13 protein-coding genes and 3 pseudogenes are annotated in these 17,526 nt (G+C 71.2%); 10 read left to right on the top strand and 6 right to left on the bottom strand.

Features of this window, described 5'->3' with window-relative positions:
* Positions 1 to 24: 24 nt before the first annotated feature.
* Positions 25 to 2,037, top strand: coding sequence for a phosphocholine-specific phospholipase C (locus ACFXMF_RS27000; protein WP_379990406.1), 2,013 nt, complete (start codon positions 25 to 27; stop codon positions 2,035 to 2,037).
* A 64-nt stretch (positions 2,038 to 2,101) separates the two neighbouring features.
* On the opposite strand, the gene glgX is transcribed toward ACFXMF_RS27000, so the two are convergent.
* Together glgX and ACFXMF_RS26990 are read right to left on the bottom strand one after the other, a co-directional pair.
* On the bottom strand, positions 2,102 to 4,222 hold the full coding sequence (gene glgX, locus ACFXMF_RS26995; RefSeq protein ID WP_379990407.1) for a glycogen debranching protein GlgX: 2,121 nt from the start codon (positions 4,220 to 4,222) through the stop codon (positions 2,102 to 2,104).
* 67 nt (positions 4,223 to 4,289) lie between these two features.
* On the bottom strand, positions 4,290 to 5,006 hold the full coding sequence (locus ACFXMF_RS26990) for a rhomboid-like protein (RefSeq protein WP_360320855.1): 717 nt from the start codon (positions 5,004 to 5,006) through the stop codon (positions 4,290 to 4,292).
* A 255-nt stretch (positions 5,007 to 5,261) separates the two neighbouring features.
* On the opposite strand from ACFXMF_RS26990, the gene ACFXMF_RS26985 reads away from it, so the two are divergent.
* Entirely contained in the window at positions 5,262 to 7,460 is a 2,199-nt protein-coding gene (locus tag ACFXMF_RS26985) for an MMPL family transporter (RefSeq protein WP_360320858.1), read from the top strand.
* Positions 7,461 to 7,569: 109 nt separating this feature from the next.
* On the opposite strand, the gene ACFXMF_RS26980 is transcribed toward ACFXMF_RS26985, so the two are convergent.
* Both ACFXMF_RS26980 and ACFXMF_RS26975 read right to left on the bottom strand, forming a co-directional pair.
* Positions 7,570 to 8,013 (bottom strand): SRPBCC family protein, encoded by a 444-nt coding sequence (locus tag ACFXMF_RS26980; RefSeq protein WP_360320861.1) that lies wholly within the window; start codon positions 8,011 to 8,013, stop codon positions 7,570 to 7,572.
* Between the two features lie 29 nt (positions 8,014 to 8,042).
* Positions 8,043 to 8,222, bottom strand: a pseudogene (locus ACFXMF_RS26975) (response regulator transcription factor); the annotation flags it as partial.
* A 303-nt stretch (positions 8,223 to 8,525) separates the two neighbouring features.
* On the opposite strand from ACFXMF_RS26975, the gene ACFXMF_RS26970 reads away from it, so the two are divergent.
* The 5 genes from ACFXMF_RS26970 to ACFXMF_RS26950 all read left to right on the top strand — a co-directional run bounded on the left by ACFXMF_RS26970 (position 8,526) and on the right by ACFXMF_RS26950 (position 12,448).
* The gene (locus tag ACFXMF_RS26970) at positions 8,526 to 9,044 is read left to right on the top strand and encodes a YceI family protein (RefSeq protein WP_360320864.1); all 519 of its coding nucleotides are present in this window, start codon (positions 8,526 to 8,528) and stop codon (positions 9,042 to 9,044) included.
* A gap of 151 nt (positions 9,045 to 9,195) precedes the next feature.
* Entirely contained in the window at positions 9,196 to 9,387 is a 192-nt protein-coding gene (locus ACFXMF_RS26965; RefSeq protein ID WP_360320867.1) for a hypothetical protein, read from the top strand.
* Positions 9,380 to 10,357, top strand: a complete 978-nt coding sequence (locus ACFXMF_RS26960) for a hypothetical protein (protein WP_360320870.1) — start codon at positions 9,380 to 9,382, stop codon at positions 10,355 to 10,357. The genes ACFXMF_RS26965 and ACFXMF_RS26960 overlap by 8 nt, the downstream gene beginning before the upstream one ends.
* 2 nt (positions 10,358 to 10,359) lie before the next feature.
* Positions 10,360 to 11,187: a phosphotransferase gene (locus ACFXMF_RS26955; protein WP_360320873.1), complete on the top strand. Its 828-nt coding sequence runs from the start codon at positions 10,360 to 10,362 to the stop codon at positions 11,185 to 11,187.
* A 226-nt stretch (positions 11,188 to 11,413) separates the two neighbouring features.
* Complete coding sequence (locus ACFXMF_RS26950) at positions 11,414 to 12,448, top strand: Sua5/YciO/YrdC/YwlC family protein (protein ID WP_360320876.1); 1,035 nt, start codon at positions 11,414 to 11,416, stop codon at positions 12,446 to 12,448.
* 252 nt (positions 12,449 to 12,700) lie between these two features.
* On the opposite strand, the pseudogene ACFXMF_RS26945 reads toward ACFXMF_RS26950, so the two are convergent.
* Positions 12,701 to 13,417: pseudogene (locus ACFXMF_RS26945) on the bottom strand (gamma-glutamyl-gamma-aminobutyrate hydrolase family protein); the annotation flags it as partial.
* Between the two features lie 142 nt (positions 13,418 to 13,559).
* Positions 13,560 to 14,303, bottom strand: coding sequence for an FCD domain-containing protein (locus ACFXMF_RS26940; protein WP_360320879.1), 744 nt, complete (start codon positions 14,301 to 14,303; stop codon positions 13,560 to 13,562).
* Between the two features lie 82 nt (positions 14,304 to 14,385).
* On the opposite strand from ACFXMF_RS26940, the pseudogene ACFXMF_RS26935 reads away from it, so the two are divergent.
* From ACFXMF_RS26935 to ACFXMF_RS26925, 3 genes and pseudogenes are all read left to right on the top strand, one after another.
* Positions 14,386 to 15,255: pseudogene (locus ACFXMF_RS26935) on the top strand (hypothetical protein).
* 11 nt (positions 15,256 to 15,266) lie between these two features.
* On the top strand, positions 15,267 to 16,724 hold the full coding sequence (locus ACFXMF_RS26930) for an aldehyde dehydrogenase family protein (protein WP_379990408.1): 1,458 nt from the start codon (positions 15,267 to 15,269) through the stop codon (positions 16,722 to 16,724).
* On the top strand, positions 16,725 to 17,510 hold the full coding sequence (locus tag ACFXMF_RS26925; protein ID WP_379990409.1) for a 3-oxoacyl-ACP reductase: 786 nt from the start codon (positions 16,725 to 16,727) through the stop codon (positions 17,508 to 17,510).
* Positions 17,511 to 17,526: the final 16 nt, after the last annotated feature.

Here is a 17,526-nt window from a genome sequence, read left to right as displayed (position 1 = left end):
CCTTCCGAAAAGGACCGTTTCGTCATGACCGAGTTCAGCCGCCGCTCCTTCGTGGGCGCCTCCGCCGCCGTCGGCGCGGCCGGCGCGGTGGGCTTCACCGCGACCCCCGCGTACGCCGACCCGACACCCGATCCCGCCGCGGACGCCGCCCGTCGGCCGAAGCCCGGCAGTATCAAGGACGTTCGGCACGTGGTGATCCTGATGCAGGAGAACCGCAGCTTCGACCACTACCTCGGCGCCCTCGCCGGCGTGCGCGGCTTCGCCGACCGCCAGGGCCTGGTGTTGCCGAACGGCGACGACGTGTTCCGCCAGCCGCACCCCGGCCGCACCGACGGCGGCTACCTGTTGCCGTATCGGATGGACTCCACCAAGTACAACGCGCAGAACGCCGGCGGCCTCCCGCACGACTGGAGCACCGGCCACACCGCGGTCAACAACGGTGCGCAGAACCGCTGGGTCGCGGCCAAGGGCGAACGCTCGATGGGCTACTTCACCCGCGAGGACATCCCGTACCAGTACGCCCTCGCCGACGCGTTCACGGTCTGCGACGCCTACTTCACCTCGCTCAACGGCCCCACCGACCCGAACCGGCTCTACCTGTGGTCGGGCACCGCCGGACCCGGCCGGGACGGCACCACCGGCCCGTGGACCGACAACACCCCCGTCACCGACAACCCGGTCGCCGACTGGACCACCTACGCCGAGCGGTTGTCCGCAGCCGGGGTGAGCTGGCGCGTCTACCACAACCCGAGCAAGGACGAGCGCTACGGCGACTACGACGACAACGGCCTGTCCTACTTCAAGCAGTTCCACAACTTCCCCAAGGACGACCCGCGTTACATCAACGCGATGACCAAGTGGGACCTGACCGCGTTCGACGCGCACTGCAAGGACGGCACGCTGCCCACCGTCTCCTGGTTGGTCGCGCCCTACCTGTTCAGCGAACACCCGGACGCCGGGCCCAACTACGGCGCGCACTGGGTGAACACCGCGATGCAGTCGATGTTCGCCAACCCCGAGGTGTGGAAGCACACCGTGTTCCTGCTGATGTACGACGAGAACGACGGCTACTTCGACCACGTGGTGCCGCCGATGCCCGAGCCGGGCACCCCCGAGGAGTTCGTCGGCGGCCGGCCGATCGGCCTGGGCTCGCGCGTACCGCTGTGGATCGCCTCGCCCTGGAGCCGCGGCGGTCAGGTCAACTCCCAGGTGGCCGACCACACTTCGGTGCTGCGCTTCCTGGAGACGGTGACCGGGGTGAACGAACCCAACATCTCCGCCTGGCGCCGCGCGGTCTGCGGCGACCTCACCTCGTGCTTCGACTTCACCCGCCCCGACTACACGATTCCGGCGCTGCCGGACACCAACCCCTTGATCGCCAAGGCGGACGCGGCCAAGGCGCTGCCCGGCGTCAAACTGCCGGCGGCGGGCGCCCAGCAGGTGCCCACCCAGGAACCCGGTTACCGCCCGCATCGGCCGCTGCCGTACCGTCCCTGGGGGGATGTCACCGTCGACCGCAAGACCGGCCGGGTGCAGTGCACGCTGGCCAACGAGGGCACGGTGACCTATCACTTCACCGTGTTCCCCAACATCGTGCTCCCGTTCGCGGGCACCCCGTTCACCGTCGCACCGGGCAAGAGCGCGACCTACGTGTGGGACGCGGCCGGCACCGACGGCGTCTACGACTTCAGCGTGCACGGTGCGGACGGCTTCGTCCGGCGCTTCGCCGGCACCGTGGTCCGCGACCCGCAGCGCGACATCGCCGTGCCCTCGGTCCGGGCCACGCTGCACGGTCGGCGGCCCGACGCGGGCCGGGTGGAACTGCGGCTGGGCAACGAGGGTGACACCGACCTGCGGTTCACCATCACGCCGAACGACTTCGGCGGCACGGCCCGGGATCAGTGGGTCGGCGCCCGGGACCGGGACACCGTGACGTGGCCGACCGACGCGCACGGCCGCTACGACGTCACGGTCGCGGCGGCGGACGGGTTCACCCGCCGTTACGCCGGTACGCTCCACCCGTCGAACCGGGACTGATCGGCGGCCGGTCCGCGTCGCCCCGCCGTGCGGAAGCCCGGCGGCGAGGCGACGCGGGCCGCGCTCATTCGGGGTGGCGGCGCCGGATCAGGACGAGGGCGCTGTGCGCCCGCACGGTCCGGACGCCGCCCGCCTTGACCTCCACCTCGTCGGCGCCGTCCGGGTCGGCGGTGTCGACCGCGACGTGCCACACGTCGCCCCCGTCGCGCAGGACCGGGATGCGGACCTCGATGCCCTCGTAGTGGGCGTTGAGCACGAACAGGAACGAGTCGTCGACGATCGGCCCGCCTCGTGCGTCGCGTTCGGAGATGGCGTCCCCGTTGAGGAAGACCACCACCGAGCGGGCGTCGGGGCGGTTCCAGTCCGCCCCGGTCATCTCCGCGCCGTCCGGGCGGAACCACAGCAGGTCGGCCGGGCCGTCGGCGCCGTCGCCGCGGAAGAAGCGCCGGCGGCGCAACACCGGGTGCGCGGCGCGGAGTCGGACCAGGCCGCGGGTGAACTCCAGCAGGTTCCGGCGGGCCGGGTCGGCGGCGGCCCGGGCCCAGTCCATCCACGCGATCTCGTTGTCCTGGCAGTACACGTTGTTGTTGCCCTGCTGGCTGCGGCCGAGTTCGTCGCCGTGCGCGATCATTGGCACACCCTGCGCGACGAACAGCGTGGTGAGCAGGTTGCGTTGGCGGCGCTCGCGCAGCGCGCACACGCTCGGGTCGTCGGTGTCGCCCTCGGCGCCGGAGTTCCACGAGCGGTTGTCGTCGGCGCCGTCGCGGCCCTGTTCGCCGTTGGCCCGGTTGTGCTTGCCGTTGTACGACACCAGGTCGCGCAGGGTGAAGCCGTCGTGTGCGGTGACGAAGTTGACGCCCGCGAGCGGCCTGCGATGCTCGCTCGTGTACAGGTCGGAGGAACCGGTCAGCCGGGCCGCGAACTCGGGCAACACGCCGTCCGTACCGCGCCAGAAGTCGCGTACACAGTCCCGGTACTTGCCGTTCCACTCGCTCCACAGCGGTGGGAAGTTGCCCACCTGGTAGCCGCCTTCGCCCAGATCCCACGGCTCGGCGATCAACTTGACCCGGCTGACCACCGGATCCTGCTGGACCAGGTCGAAGAACGCGGAGAGCCGGTCCACCTCGTGGAACTGCCGGGCCAGGGTGGCCGCCAGATCGAAGCGGAAGCCGTCGACGTGCATCTCGGTGACCCAGTGGCGCAGCGAGTCCATGATCAACTGGAGCACGTTGGGGTGGCGCATCAGCAGGCTGTTCCCGGTGCCGGTGGTGTCGTAGTAGTGCGCCGGATCGTCGTCCACCAGACGGTAGTACGAGGCGTTGTCGATGCCGCGGAAGGACAGGGTCGGGCCCAGTTCGTTGCCCTCGGCGGTGTGGTTGTAGACGACGTCGAGGATGACCTCGATCCCGGCCGCGTGCAGGGCCTTGACCATCGCCTTGAACTCGGTGACCTGTTCGCCTCGGGTCCCGGAGGACGAGTAGGCGTTGTGCGGGGCGAGGAAGCCGATGGTGTTGTAGCCCCAGTAGTTCGACAACCCTCGGTCGAGCAGCGAGCCGTCCTGGACGAACTGGTGTACCGGCATCAACTCGATCGCGGTGACGCCGAGGGTGGTCAGGTGCTCGATCACGGCGGGGTGGGCGAGGCCGGCGTAGGTGCCGCGTCGGTGTTCCGGGACGTCGGGATGGGTGCGGGTCATGCCCTTGACGTGCGCCTCGTAGATCACCGTCTCGTGGTACGGCCGGTTCGGGCTGCGGTCGTCGCCCCAGTCGAAGGTCGAATCGGTCACCACCGACAACATGGTGTGACCCAGGTTGTCCGACGTGTTCTGTTGATCCCGGGCCTCGGGGCGGTAGTCGAGCAGCGACGGGTCGCCGTCGGTGGTGCCGTCGATCGCCCTGGCGTAGGGGTCGATCAGGATCTTCGCGGGGTTGCAACGATGCCCGCGGTCGGGATCGTGCGGTCCGTGGACGCGATACCCGTAGCGTGTGCCCGGACCGACGCCGGGCAGGTACCCGTGCCACACGAAGCCGTCCACCTCGGGCAGCGGCACCCGCCGTTCGGTGCCGTCGTCGTCGATCAGCGCGAGCTCGACACGCTCGGCGACCTCGGAGAACACCGCGAAGTTGGTGCCCGAGCCGTCGAAGGTGGCGCCGAGGGGCTGGGACCTGCCATTCCATGCGTGCATGCAGGGAGATTAGCCGTTCATTTCGGACAAAAATCCCATTAACGGCATGGTGCGACGTCGTGTCTCGTCACCGCTTCGCGAGCACGAGGCGCGGGTCGAGGCGCGGACGTGTCGCGCGCCACCACGCCCCCGAGTCCCACTTCGGTCGTCCGCGCGTGAGCCGGCGGCAGCACAGCCCGATCAATACCGCGCTGAGGTGTCCGATCGCGGTGAAGTCGCGGTGGACGAGCAGCGGTAGGACGACGTACAGGGCCAGGCCCGCGAAGTAGGGCAGGCGCCACGGTCCGACGATCCGGTAGCAGAGCAGCCCCGCGACGGCCATGTATCCGTAGCTGGGGCCGACGTCCAGTTGGAACCGCGTACTTTGCGGCAGGGTGCCGGCGTGGATCTGCGCCAGCACGATCGCCTGGCTGACGAGGGTGGCGCCCACGTGCCCGAGGGCGACCACGGCCAGCCATCGCCGAGTCCCGATCCACCGCTCGGCGACCGCGCACAACACGGTGAACATCACGGTGAACTTGAGCAGATGCATCCCCTGGTCCCACACGGCGCTGGCCACCAACACCCGCAGCGGCGCGACGTCGAGGTTGTGCAGGTTCGTGCTCCGGTGCCGTAGGAAGGTGATGCGCTCGTCGGCGGTCAGCCGCACATACAGATCGGCCGTCGTCACATGGAGGATCAGCAGCCAGAGATAGGTACCGGGAGCCGAAACCAGCCAGTTCCGGACCGCACCGAGGGCTCGCCGGGTCGAATCCGGGCCGGGCAGGGGCAATGGTCTTCCCATCGGGAGTCGGACGTCCGCTCGATACAACCACGAAGACCACCCCCGCGGTGTTCCGGCCCCGACGTGGGCGCGGGCTCGTCCGGCCCTCCGACGCGCCGTTCGGTTCGGCGCCGGCCTCGGGTTCGTCGGCGCGTCGACGCGGATCGATGGGGCGAAACAGGGAAAATATGGGCGAATCAGGAATGCGGGTGCGGGGCGTCGTGTGGCGGTCCGTGCAGGGGTTGCGGCCTGTCGGTCGGTGCGGAGGGAAGCGGCTTGTCCACCTATCTGTTCCGGCTGGGGCAATGGGCGTTTCGGCATCGGCGCCTCGTGTTGGCGGTGTGGCTGGCCGTTGCGGTGGCCGCCGTCGTGCTCGCGACGGTGAGCGGGGGCAAGACCGACGACACGTTCACGATCCCCGGGACCGAGTCGCAGCGTACGACCGACCTGCTGAACGAGAAGCTGCCTGCGCTCGGCGGCGCCCAGACCCAGGTGGTGTTCGCCGCGAAGGGCACGGCCAAGGTCACCGACCAGGGTCCGCAGGCCGGCATCGAGGCGGCCGTCGCCCAGTTGCGGACGGTGCCGCAAGTGGTGTCGGTGTCCGACCCGTTCACCGATCAGGGGGTGGCACCGGACCAGCAGGTCGCGCTCGGCTGGGTGCAGTACTCCGTGCAGCCGGCCGACGTCGAGGACTCCACCCTGGACGCGCTGAAGGACGCGGTGGCACCGGCTCGGCAGGCCGGGGTCGAGGTCGAGTACTCGGGCAGTGTGTACCCGGGCTGGCGGATCACCCCCTCCGAATTGCCGGAGGTCATCGGTCTGGCGATCGCGCTGGTCATCCTGCTGATCACGTTCGGCGCGGTGGTGGCCGCCGGCGTGCCGATCGTCACCGCGATCATCGGTGTGGTGGTCGTCCTGATGGGCGTGACCGCCGTCGCGTCGGTGGTGACCATCGCGTCCGCGTCCACCACGGTGGCGCTGATGCTCGGGTTGTCCTGCGGCATCGACTACGGACTCTTCATCCTGTTCAGACACCGCAACAATCTGATCGGCGGGATGGCCGTCGAGGAGTCCGGGGCCCTGGCCCTGGGCACCGCCGGCAGCTCGGTGGTCTTCGCCGGCCTCACCGTCGTCATCGCCCTGTGCGGGCTGGCCGTCGTGGGCATCCCGTTCCTGACCGTGATGGGCTTGTGCGCCGCCGCGGCGGTGGCGGTCGCGTTGCTGATCGCGCTCACCCTGCTGCCCGCGATCCTGGGCTTCGCCGGACCCAAGGTCGTCTCGTTCATCGACACGCGCCTGCGGCCCGGGCACCACGAGGAGGTTGCGCGGATCACCGCGACCGAACCGGCCCGGACCTTCGGCGCGTCCTGGGCACGTTTCGTGGTGCGCTTCCGGATCCCGATGCTGGTCGTCGGTATCGGCCTGTTGCTCGTGCTGGCGATCCCGGCGACGAGCATGGAACTGGGGCTGCCCAGCGGCGCCTCGCAACCGAAGTCCTCCACCCAACGCAAGGCCTACGACCTGACCGCGGCGAGCTTCGGACCCGGGTTCAACGGGCCCCTCCTGGTGGTCGCCGACGGGCCGGTGAATCAGACCGGTATGCAGAACCTGGTGACCGCGCTCAAACAGCAGCCGGACGTGGCGGCGGCAGGCCCGCTCGCCACGAACGACCAGGTCGCCGTGGTCCGGGTGATTCCCACGACCGGGCCCAACTCCGGCGCCACCGCCGACCTGGTGCACCACATTCGGGACAACCGTGCGGCGATCGAGGCCGGCGTCGGCGCCCCGATCCTGGTCGGCGGCAGTACCGCGTCCAACATCGACGTGTCCGCCAAGCTCTCCGCCGCGCTGCCGGTGTTCCTGATCGTGGTGATCGGGCTGGCGTTCGTGCTGCTCACCCTCGCGTTTCGGACCATCCTGGTGCCGATCACGTCGATCATCGGCTTCCTGCTGTCGGTCGGGGCGGCCTTCGGCGCCCAGGTTGCGATGTTCCAATGGGGCTGGGGCGAGCACATCTTCGGCATCACCCCGACCGAGACGATCAGCTTCCTGCCGATCCTGATGCTCGCGATCATCTTCGGATTGTCCAGCGACTACGAGGTGTTCGTCGTCTCCCGGATCAAGGAGGACTTCACCACCACGGGCGATGCGCGCGGTGCGGTCGCGCGCGGCACCGCACTGTCCGCGCGGGTGGTGACGGCGGCCGCGCTGATCATGTTCGCGATCTTCGTCGCCTTCATGTTCACCGACGATCCGACCATCAAGGCGATCGGCTTCAGCTTCGCGGTCGGTGTCTTCCTGGACGCCTTCGTGGTCCGGCTGACCCTGGTCCCGGCGACGATGGCGATCGTCCGCGCCAAGCTCTGGTACCACCCGCAGTGGTTCGCCAAATACGTCCCCGACCCCGACATCGAGGGCAAGCGCCTGGAGGAACGCCTGGCCGGCGGCGCATCCGCCGCAGGCGGCGGCACCTGATCGGCCGCGCCGCCCGCGCCGGGGGCACCTCGTCGCTCAGTCGGGCGCCGCTCGATCACGTCCCGCCGGAGGCACCCGGTCGTCGCGGATCGCCGCCGGCACGACCGGGTCAGGCGCGCGCGAAGCGGGCGATCCGGTGCTCGATCTCGCGTCGAAACACGAGTGTCCCGATGCGCTCGGCGATCGGTGCCGACCAGCGGGGGTGGCAGGTGAAGTTGTAGCGCCGGACGGCTCGGGCGCGGTTCGGGTCGTTCGGGATCGCGGTGAAGCGCCGGCCGCCGCCCATCCTGGCGAAGAACCACGATCCCTCGACCATCCGCATGCCCACGTTCGTCGGCGGTTGGTACGAGACGTATTCGCTGATCATCCGAAAGCCGGCCCGGTGGACGGTGAGGGTGCGGACGCCCTTGCCCGGCTCGGTCGCGCCGTCCAGGAAGCGTTGGCTGCGGATGAACGGATCCCACCGTCGGCGCACCGCGCCGGTGGTCTGGGAGATCGCGAACGCCGTCGCGGGATCGACCGGGACCTCGACCGACGCTTCCACCAGGGGCATGCGGCCATCCTGTCAGGTCGACCCGGGCGTCAGGTGCCCGCGTCGTGGGCGATCAGGCCCGCCTGGGTGCGGTTGGCGCAGCCGAGTTTGTCGAGCGGTCGGGAGACGTAGCCCTTCACGGTGGCCTCCGACAGGAACAGGCGGGACGCGATCTGTGCGTTGGACCGGCCCTCGCCCGGGCCCGCGAGTACCTCGGCCGCCCGCATCGTCCAGGCGAGCGGACCGGGGTGGGCCGGCCACCAGACCAGGCCCCACAGGGTCGCCGCGGTGTCGAGCGGCGCGAAGAAGAGCGCCAACCGACGTCGAGGGCGACCGGGTGCCGTTGGTCCCATCGACAGTCGGTCACGGCCATACGGTAGGTCGCCTCCATCGGGGTGGGTGCTCCGCCGGCCTTTCGGCCGAGCGGAAACCTACGAAAGTCGTATGTCCTCGCCGAGGACCCGTACTTCGTCGCTTGTGCCGACGACGATCGGCTCTACCGGCCGGCCTGAGCCGCCCGCTGCAATGGATCCATGGAAACCCGACGAGAGTACGCGACCGACACTCCCCGGCCGGGCCACTACGAGATCGACCCGGCCGGCTCCACCATCACGTTTCGGACCAGGCACGTCTTCGGGCTGCTGCCGGTCCGGGGGAGCTTCGCGATCTCGGCCGGGACGATCGACGTCGTGGAGCCACCGGCCGCCTCCCGGGCGCGGGTGGAGATCGACGCGGCGAGTTTCACCTCGCCCAGTGCGGCACGGGACAAGGTGGTGCGTTCGGCCCGCTTCCTGGACGCCGACCGACATCCCACGATCAGCTTCGCCGCCGATCGCTTGGACCGTGACATGCCGACCGGCACACTCACCGTGCGGGGTGTCGCGCGAGCGGTGCCGGTGTCGATAGTGGCGATCGACGTGCTGCCCCGGGCGTTCTCGGTCCGGGCGACCGCCCGCGTCGATCGCACCGCGTTCGGGGTGACCGCCTCGCGCGGCATGGCCGGCCGACATCTCGACCTGGTCGTCGAGATCACCTGCGCGCAGATCCGTTGATCGCCCGTCCGTTCGGCACGGCTTCGGCCGGGATTGCTCCGGGTCGGTCGTCTCTTTTTGCCATGCAGGTGCAACTGATGTGCCCCATCCGGGCGTTGATGAAGATGACGCACCGTTCGGGTTCGTCGGACACCCACAGTCAGGAGAGGTCATGCCCGGTCCCTTGATTCTCGGCCGCAGGGCCCCCGTCCCCACCCGAGCCGCGCCCGCACTGCCCCGGCATCACTACGATCCCGACCTGTGCGTCAACGTCACCCCGGGCGGCACGCTGTTGATCCACGCGGTCGACTCGGGCACCTACACCGGAACCCAGGAGCCCAGGGGATACAAGAAGGATGACTGATCGCGACGCGAGCGTCGTGATCGTGGCCACCGAGGAGGATCTGACCGCCGACATGGTGGCCGCGCACCTCCTCGGCGGCCCCGTGGCCCTGCTCCGCCTGGATCCGGGCCGCATGCGCGAACGCCCGTTGGTCACCGGCCGGTTCGCCGCCGGCCGTTGGCACACCGTGCTGACCTCGGGGCGGGTGTCGGTGACCCTGGACGAGCGCTGTGCGGTCTACTGGCGCAAACCCACCCGGCCGGACGCACTGGCCCGCGCCGAGGAACGCTGGCGCGCGGACGAGAACACCACCGCACTGCTGGGCCTGTTGCGAGCCCACCCGCTGAAGGTGTGGATCGACGATCCCACCGTCGTGGCGGCCTCGCTGCACAAGCCCACCCAACTGGCGACCGCCGCGCGCAACGGATTCACCGTGCCGGACACGCTGTTCACCAGCGATCCGCAGGCGGCTCGCGCGTTCATCGCGGCGCACCGGGACAAGGTCGTGGTCAAGGCGCTCACCCAACGGCACACCACCTTCATCCCGACCACCCGGATCCACCTCTCCGATGATCTGACCGGCATCGCCGGCACCCTGCACTACCTGCAAGCCCTGGTCGAGGATCGACTGTTCGACGCGCGGGTGACCGTCGTGGACGACCGGGTGTTCGCCGCGGCGATCACGACGGACGGCGCGCTCGACTGGCGGGCCGTCCCGCTGGAGGCGGCCCGATACCGGGCGATCGATCCGCCGGCGGAGATCGCCAGGGCCTGCGTCGAGCACGTGCGCGACCTGGGATTGGCGTACGCCGCGCTGGACTTCGTGGTCACCTCGGCCGGCTGGACCTATCTGGAGACCAACTGCGTGGGCGAGTTCGGCTGGATCGAGAGTGCCACCGGCCTGCCCATCTCGGCACAGATCGCCCGCACCCTGTGCGTGGGCCCGGCCCGGCGCGGCACCATCGGAACCTGCGCGTCCGCCAGACTGTGACCATGGATCCGCTGCTCGCCGCCGCGTTGGAGACCCTCGGCATCGCCGACCGGCCACGCCCGCTGACCTCGCATCACACGCATGCCTGGCGGGCCGGAGGGTGGCGGATCAAGACGGCCAGGGGGCCGGCCGACGCCGCGTCGCTGCACCACGAGGCGCGCGTGTTGACCATCCTGCGCGGGCAGGGCCTGTATCCGGTCGGCGGCGCGCACGGGCACGTCGACGACGGCGTGTGGACGGCGGTCGAGTGGCGCCCCGGGGTGACCCTGTGGCGTTGGTGCGAGTCGGCCCGGCGCACCGGCCCCGGCCTCCCGGATCGATTGTTCGTGCTGGCCCGGCAGGCGTTCGCGGCGCTGGCGCGGTTGCATGTGATGGGCTGGCACCACGGGGACATCCAGCCGATGAACATCCTGGTCACCCCGGGGGCCGGGATCGAGTTCATCGACCACGATCTGACCCACCACCCGGATCTGCTCCCGTTGCCGGTCCCCTACCGGGGCGGGATGGACCTGACCACGGCCCCCGAGATCGCCCGGCAACTCCTGGACACCGGCCCCGGACACCACGTGCGCCTCACCGACGCCGCCGAGCTGTACAGCCTGGGCGCCTCGTTCCGGGCGGCGTGGACGGGCCGGGCGCCGGCCACCGACCGGGTGATCGGCGGGCGGATCGGCGCCGCCGACATCCTGGAGGACATCGCCACCGGGCGGCATCGTCCACCACTGGCCGCCGTGCGCCCGTGGTCGGACCCCGCGCTGGAGGCGCTCCTGGAGGCGACGATGTCCCTGGACCCGGCGGACCGGGCGGTGGTGAGCCCGGTGACGACGTAGGCCGGATCCCGGTGGGCCCGCGCCGCCCGACACCGGACGACGCGGCCCGATCCACCGGGATCCGCCGGACCGGGCCAGTCGCGGGTTGCGGCGAATGGTGTACGCCGGGAGGCGGTCACGGCGTGGGTGCCGGGACGGATCACCGACGGTGCCTGTAATGGAGCCCCGGGCTCGGGCACGTCGAGCCGGTGGGCCGAGGTGCCGGACCGGCGAACCAGGAGAGCCGATGCACGAGACGGTGGAATTCGACGAACCCGGGCACGGGCACGATCATGCGGCCGGCGACGGCTCGGGCGGCCGCCGGCTCGAAAGCGACCCGCCCGCGCCCGTCGCGGTCGCGGCGATCACCGACGAGGAACCCGCGATCGGCGGCGACACCGCGTGCACGACCGCGGCGTCCGGGTCGGTGGAGCCGGGTGCCGCGCGCCGTGCGGGGATCCCGCCGGACGTCGCCACGTGCGCGCGCTGTCTGGCCGAGTTGGCCGACCCCACCGATCGTCGCCACCTGCATCCGTTCATCACGTGCGCCGACTGCGGTCCCCGGATCGGCATCGCCACCGCACTGCCCTACGAGCGTGCGCACACCACGATGGCGGACTTCCCGATGTGCGCGGACTGCGCCCGGGAGTACGCCGACCCCGGCGACCGGCGTTTTCGCACACCCTCCCTCTCGTGCCACGCCTGCGGGCCGCGGCTGTCCCTGATCGACGCGCAGGGTGCCCCGATCGGCTTCGGCACCGTGGACGAGGCGCGCCGGATGCTCGCCGACGGGGAGATCCTGGCGGTCAAGGGCATCGGCGGCTATCACCTGCTCTGCGCCGCGGCCGACGAGGAGGCGGTGGCGCGGCTGCGCGAGCGCACCGGGCGGGCGGACGAACCGTTCGCGGTGCTGGCCCGTTCGCTCGGCGAGATCGAGCCGCATGCCGTGATCGGGGGCCTCGAACGCGAGTCGCTCACCGGCGCGACCCGGCCGATCGTGCCGCTGCGGCTCCGCCGGACCGACGAGTCGGCGCTGCCGGAGGCGATCGCCCCGGGGCGTCCCGACCTGGGCTTCATGTTGCCGTACACGCCGGTGCACCATCTGCTGCTGGGACTGGTCGACGATCGGCCCGGGCCGCGGCTGCTCGCGCTCGCCGGTGGCGATGCGCCCGGCGAGCCGATCGTGACCGACGACGCCGAGGCGCCGGCCCGGCTCGCGCCGCTCGCGGACGGCCTGCTCACCCACGATCGGCCGACCGCTCCGCCACCGCCCGTCGGATGAGCCCGGGGCGGCGGCGGGCGCGGCGGTGAGCGATGCCGCGGGATCGCCGGTGCGCCGGCCCCAGGAGGGGGCGAATGCGACCGTCGGGTGCGCGCCTCAGGCCGCCGGCTCCGACAGCGGCTCCGAGACCGGAATCGGCTCCGACGGTACCTCCGACGTCAGCTCCGACATCGGCTCCGGCACTGGAATCAGCTCCGACGTCAGCTCCGACATCGGCTCCGGCACCGGAATCAGCTCCGACATCGGCTCCGGCACCGGCATCGGCCGCGGCCGGCGGGCGGCGGCGATCAGCGCGTCGGCCAGCCGCGCGTCCGTTCCGGCCTCGGGATGCCACTGGACCCCCATCGTGAACGTCTCGCCCGGCAGCTCCACCGCCTCGACGAGGCCGTCCAAGGCCCGCGCACCGGGCACCAGGCCCCGGCCGAGCCGGTCCACCGCCTGGTGGTGGTAGGTCGGCACCTCGTACGCCTCGGTGCCCAGCGAAGCGAACAGCGTGCCGGGAACCGGCGTGACGACGTGCGCCACCATGCGGCCGGGCGGGCCGGTGTGCCCACTGTGGCCGACCACGTCCGGCACGTGCTGGATCAGCGTGCCGCCCAGCACCACGTTGAGCAGTTGCATGCCGCGGCAGATCCCCAGCAGCGGTGTGTTCGAGGCCAGCGCCGCCTCGATCAACGCGCTCTCCCACGCGTCCCGGGCCTCGTCCGGGACACCGGTTCGGGCATGCGGCTCGGCGCCGTAACGGGCGGGCCGTACGTCCGGACCACCCGCGATCACCACGGCGTCCACCCGGGCCACCGCCTCGGCCGCCGCCTCCGGGGCGTCCGGCGGCAACAGCACCGCCAGGCCGCCCGCACGTTGGAAGTGCGTCGGATAGTCGACAGGGAGCAACATCGCCGGTAGCCGCCACACCCCCCAGCGGGCGGTTTCCTCGTGGTAGGTGCTGATACCGATCAGTGGTTTGGTCATACAGGGTCGCTCGGTTCCTCGGGATTGCGGCGGTCAATCATTGGTTCGATACCACACCTTTACTCGACAGGCCGTCGCGGCGCAAGCCTGTGGAGGACGTCCTTCGCGCCGGCGGGTGCGGCCGGCGGCCGGGGCGCCCGGATCAGGCGAGGAAGCCGCGCAGCAGGGCTGCGGTTCCGGCGCAGTGCTCGCGCATCACCTCGGCCGCCGCGTCCGGATCGCCGTCCAGGATCGCCTCGACCAGTGCGGTGTGCTGGTGCTGCGAGTGTTCCAGATTACGTACGAGCAGCGGTATGCAGTCAAGCAGGTCGTTCACCGTGGCCCGTACCGCCGCGTACTGCCCGGCCAGGGACGGCGAGCCGGACAACCGGGCCACGGTCAGATGCAGCAGCGTGTCCCGCCGTCGGTACTCGGCCAGCGGCGCGTCCCGGGTCTGCGCCAGCGCCTCCCGCAACCGCACGGCCTGGGCCCGGTCCAGCCCCTGCGCCGCACACAGCCCGGCCGCACCCACCTCCAGCACCTCGCGAAAGCGCAGCGTGTCCTCCACGTCCACGGTCGCGATCCGGCGGCGCAACTCGGCGGCCGACCCGTCGCCGACCGGCCCCGGGCGCTCGTGCACGAACGTGCCGCCGTAGCGACCCCGGCGGCTCTCCACGATGCCCTGATCGGCCAACACCTTGAGCACCTCGCGCAGGGTCACCCGGCTGACCCCGAGCCGATCGGCCAGATCGCGTTCGGAGGGCAGCCGGTCGCCCTCGGACACCAGGCCCAATCGGATCACCTGGAGGATCTGCTCCAGCGCCTCCTCGAAGCCGTTGCCCACCCGCACCGGCCGCAACAGCGGCGCCAGACCGTCGCTCGGGCCCGGCCCGGATTGCTCGTCCACGATCCCTCCCTCCAGCTCTTCCCAATCAATGGTTCTCCGCCATACCTTATGGCTTCCGGTTGGACCGACAGGAAGCACTCCCTTGGCAGACCGAACGCCCCCGCCGTCCGTCGACGGACTGCGCGCTCGTCGACACCGGCGAAATCGACACGGTGGTCCCGGCGTTCACCGAGCCTGGACGACGCGCTCGCCCACGGCGCCGAGGGCTGCGACCACCTGCTCGCGGCGGACATCCGACATGAACACGGTGGCCGGTTACGCGATGTCGTCCCGGGAACGCGGATACGGTGACTTCGTGATGTGCCCCGACCCGGCCACCGTGCGCCGCACCCCGTGGCATCCCGGCACCGCGCAGCTCGACGCGGACCTGTTGCGGCACGACGGTTCCCCGGTCGCGGCCTCGCCCCGGCAGATTCTGCGGCGCCGACTCGGCCGGCTCGCCGAGTACGGCCGGCCCGCACACGCGGCCACCGAACTCGAGTTCATCCTGTTCAGGGACAAGCACGCGACCGGCTGGGACCGCGCCTACCGCGGCCTGACGCCGGCCAACCGATACAACGTCGAGCACTCGGTGTTGGGCACCGGGCGGGTCGAAGGTCGCCCGGGGGCCGGACGACCGCACGTGTGCGCTGCGGGCCACGCGCACCGCTTCGAGAACCGCCTTCCCGGCGGCGGCGTCAACCCCCACCTCGCGGTCGCCGCGATGATCGCGGCCGGCCTGCACGGGATCGAGCACGAACTCGAACCCGGCGACGCCTACACCGGCGACGCGCCGCACGTGCTCGGCACGCCGGGCGGGGCCGCCGAGCCGTGGGGCTCCTCGACCATCGCCGAACACGCCTTCGGCGCCGAGGTGGTGGCCCACCACCTGCACACGGCGCAGGTCGAACAGGACGCGTACGACACGGCAGTGACCGACCGGGAGCGATTCCGCTCCTTCGAGCGCATGTGAGGATCAAAGCGGTGTCCCAGCAGCACGAACGCCACGACCGACCGGACCCCGACGGGCCGCACCAGCACGACATCCTCGATCCCACCACCGAAGAGGTCATCGCGACCGTCCGGGCGAGTTCGGCGCACGACGTCGACGCGGCGGTGGCCCGGGCGGGCCGCGCCGCCGTGAAGTGGGCGGCGTTCGCGCCCGGCGAGCGGGCCCGCGTGTTGCGCCGCTTCGCCGTCGTCGTGGACGAGCACGTCGAGGAACTCGCCCGACTGGAGGTACGCGAGGCCGGCCACCCGATCGGGAACGCCCGCTGGGAGGCGGGCAACGTACGCGACCTGCTGGACTACGCGGCCGGCGGCGTCGAACGGCTGACCGGCCGGCAGATCCCGGTCGCCGGCGGCCTGGACATCACCTTCCACGAGCCGCTCGGCGTGGTCGCGGTGATCGCGCCCTGGAACTTCCCGATGCCGATCGCCGCGTGGGGTCTGGCCCCCGCGCTCGCGGCCGGCAACGCGGTGATGCTCAAGCCCGCCGAGACCACCCCGCTGAGCGCCCTGCGGCTGGCCGAACTGGGCCTGGTCGCCGGGCTGCCCGAGGGCCTGTTCCAGGTGTTGCCGGGAGCCGGCCCGGTTGCCGGCCGGGCGCTGGTGGAACACCCCGGCGTGGCCAAGGTGGTCTTCACCGGATCCACCGCCGTGGGCCGGGACATCATGGCCAGGTGTGCCGCCGGGGTCAAGCGGGTCACCCTCGAACTGGGCGGCAAGAGCGCGAACATCGTCTTCGCCGACGCGGACATCGAGGCCGCCGCGGCCGCCGCGCCGGGCGCGTTCCTGGACAACACCGGACAGGACTGCTGCGCGCGTACCCGCATCCTGGTGCAGCGCGACGTCTACCACCGCTTCATGGACCTGCTCGAACCGGCGGTGCGGGCCTTCCGGGTCGGCGACCCCGGGGACCCGGACACGCAGATGGGCCCGCTGATCTCCGCCGCGCATCGCGAGCGGGTGCGCTCCTACGTACCGCAGGACGCGCCGGCGGCGATCCGCGGCGAGGCGCCCGCCGGCAAGGGCTTCTGGTATCCGGCGACGGTGCTCACGCCCGAGTCCGCCGAGGATCGCACGGCCGTGGAGGAGATCTTCGGCCCGGTCGCGGTGGTCCTGCCGTTCGACGACGAGGCGGACGCGATCCGGCTGGCCAACGCCACCGCGTACGGCCTGTCCGGGTCGTTGTGGACGCGGGACGTCGGTCGCGCGCTGCGCGTCTCGCGGGCGGTGCGGGCCGGGAACCTGTCCGTCAACTCGCACAGCAGCGTGCGCTATTCGACCCCGTTCGGCGGGTTCGGGCAGTCCGGGCTGGGCCGTGAGCTGGGTCCGGACGCGTTGGCGGCCTTCACCGAGATCAAGAACGTGTTCATCAGCAGCGAGTCCTGTGGTACCGGATCCACCGGCACCGCGTCCACCAGCACCGAGGAGAGTTGAGTGACCGAGCAGACCCCCGTGTGCCGCCGCCTGGTCGGCCGCACCGCCGTCGTCACCGGAGCGGGCAGCGGTATCGGCCTGGCCTCCGCCCGGCGACTGGCCTCCGAAGGCGCGAACGTGGTGTGCGCCGACATCGACGAGGCATCCGGCAAGGCCGCCGCCGACGAGGTCGGCGGGCTCTTCGTGCGGGTCGACATCACCGACGCCGAGCAGGTCGAGGCCCTGTTCAAGACCGCGTTCGACACCTACGGTTCGGTCGACGTCGCGTTCAACAACGCGGGCATCTCGCCGCCCGACGACGACTCGATCCTGACCACCGGCCTGGACGCGTGGCGCCGGGTCCAAGAGGTCAACCTGACCTCGGTGTTCCTGTGTTGCAAGGCCGCGTTGCCGTACATGCGGGAACAGGGCCGGGGCTCGATCATCAATACCGCGTCCTTCGTGGCGGTGATGGGCGCGGCGACCTCGCAGATCTCCTACACCGCGTCCAAGGGCGGTGTGCTCGCGATGTCGCGGGAACTGGGCGTGCAGTTCGCCCGGGAGGGCATCCGGGTCAACGCGCTGTGCCCGGGGCCGGTGAACACCCCGCTGCTCAAGGAGCTGTTCGCCAAGGACCCGGAGCGGGCGGCCCGTCGGCTGGTGCACATCCCGGTCGGCCGATTCGCCGAGCCGGAGGAAATCGCGGCCGCGGTCGCGTTCCTGGCCAGTGACGACTCGTCCTTCGTCAACGCCGCCGAGTTCCTGGTCGACGGCGGCATCGCGGGTGCGTACGTCACCCCGATGTAGCCCGCGCGCGGGAGCC

It is taken from the genome of Embleya sp. NPDC059213 (assembly GCF_042754445.1).
GTDB lineage: Bacteria > Actinomycetota > Actinomycetes > Streptomycetales > Streptomycetaceae > Embleya.
Note: the sequence above shows the minus strand (reverse complement) of the source record. Positions and strands in the feature narration are given on the sequence as shown.

What these genes read in the sequence shown, in the direction of transcription:
- ACFXMF_RS26955 (WP_360320873.1), top strand. Translation starts at nt 10,360, where the DNA reads ATGGATCCGCTGCTCGCCGCCGCGTTGGAGACCCTCGGCATCGCCGAC.
- ACFXMF_RS26990 (WP_360320855.1), bottom strand. Translation starts at nt 5,006, where the DNA reads ATGGGAAGACCATTGCCCCTGCCCGGCCCGGATTCGACCCGGCGAGCC.
- ACFXMF_RS27000 (WP_379990406.1), top strand. Translation starts at nt 25, where the DNA reads ATGACCGAGTTCAGCCGCCGCTCCTTCGTGGGCGCCTCCGCCGCCGTC.
- ACFXMF_RS26965 (WP_360320867.1), top strand. Translation starts at nt 9,196, where the DNA reads ATGCCCGGTCCCTTGATTCTCGGCCGCAGGGCCCCCGTCCCCACCCGA.
- glgX (WP_379990407.1), bottom strand. Translation starts at nt 4,222, where the DNA reads ATGCACGCATGGAATGGCAGGTCCCAGCCCCTCGGCGCCACCTTCGAC.
- ACFXMF_RS26950 (WP_360320876.1), top strand. Translation starts at nt 11,414, where the DNA reads ATGCACGAGACGGTGGAATTCGACGAACCCGGGCACGGGCACGATCAT.
- ACFXMF_RS26970 (WP_360320864.1), top strand. Translation starts at nt 8,526, where the DNA reads ATGGAAACCCGACGAGAGTACGCGACCGACACTCCCCGGCCGGGCCAC.
- ACFXMF_RS26980 (WP_360320861.1), bottom strand. Translation starts at nt 8,013, where the DNA reads ATGCCCCTGGTGGAAGCGTCGGTCGAGGTCCCGGTCGATCCCGCGACG.
- ACFXMF_RS26960 (WP_360320870.1), top strand. Translation starts at nt 9,380, where the DNA reads ATGACTGATCGCGACGCGAGCGTCGTGATCGTGGCCACCGAGGAGGAT.